This is a genomic window from Wolbachia endosymbiont of Tuta absoluta (assembly GCF_059414725.1).
The window spans coordinates 1-596 of record NZ_JBNRJY010000327.1; the positions used below are offsets into that span (position 1 = coordinate 1).

The 596-nt window shown below is 36.4% G+C and carries 2 protein-coding genes; one reads left to right on the top strand and one right to left on the bottom strand.

What is annotated here, in order from left to right:
* The first annotated feature begins 18 nt into the window (after positions 1–18).
* Positions 19–153 (top strand): hypothetical protein, encoded by a 135-nt coding sequence (locus ACJ5GX_RS03505; RefSeq protein ID WP_265017908.1) that lies wholly within the window; start codon positions 19–21, stop codon positions 151–153.
* Here the strand turns inward: ACJ5GX_RS03505 and ACJ5GX_RS03510 are convergent.
* A complete protein-coding gene (locus ACJ5GX_RS03510; protein WP_265017898.1) occupies positions 133–402 on the bottom strand; it encodes a hypothetical protein in 270 nt (89 codons plus the stop codon). The two genes, ACJ5GX_RS03505 and ACJ5GX_RS03510, sit on opposite strands and share 21 nt — an antisense overlap.
* Between the last annotated feature and the right edge of the window lie 194 nt (positions 403–596).

Consider the following 596-nt stretch of genomic DNA (forward strand, 5'->3'; position numbering starts at 1 on the left):
GATGTTTCCTGAGGAATCATGAAGGACAAGCCGGTTCTAGAAAAGAAGAACTTAGATAAGGGGCTCAAGCGTAGTGTGGGGAAACCTGCATGCTGCGTTTCTAAGGGAGGGGGTAGTAGTAATACTGCTTCCTTACCTGACTGTAGTTTTTGAGAAAAAACAAGCCTTGATTAAGCCTACTAATAACATTGCAGAACCAATGATTCCACCTGCAATGAGAGGTGGCAAGTTAACATAACTTAGAGCTAAACCTGCAAGAGCCCCAGTAACAGCGCCCATTCCTAGTGCTATTGTTAGTATCACTATTGTGCCTGCTGCTAGTTCTAGTTTTGATTCAAATTTCTTTTCTAGGTTACTTTTTGCTTGCCTCGCCTCTTTTAACTGTTCTCTTGTATAGCTCATAGTATGTACCTTTACTTAAAATTAATAATATAATACTAGCATTTTTAGTTTATATAGTTAATTTATTAAGTAATTTTAATTGACTTTCAGCAAACTTTAGCCTTATATGTATGGTCCCAGAGTGTAATGGTATATAAAATATGAGAACAAAATGCCATTAAAGGAGAACTTATGATTACTGGATATATCAGAAC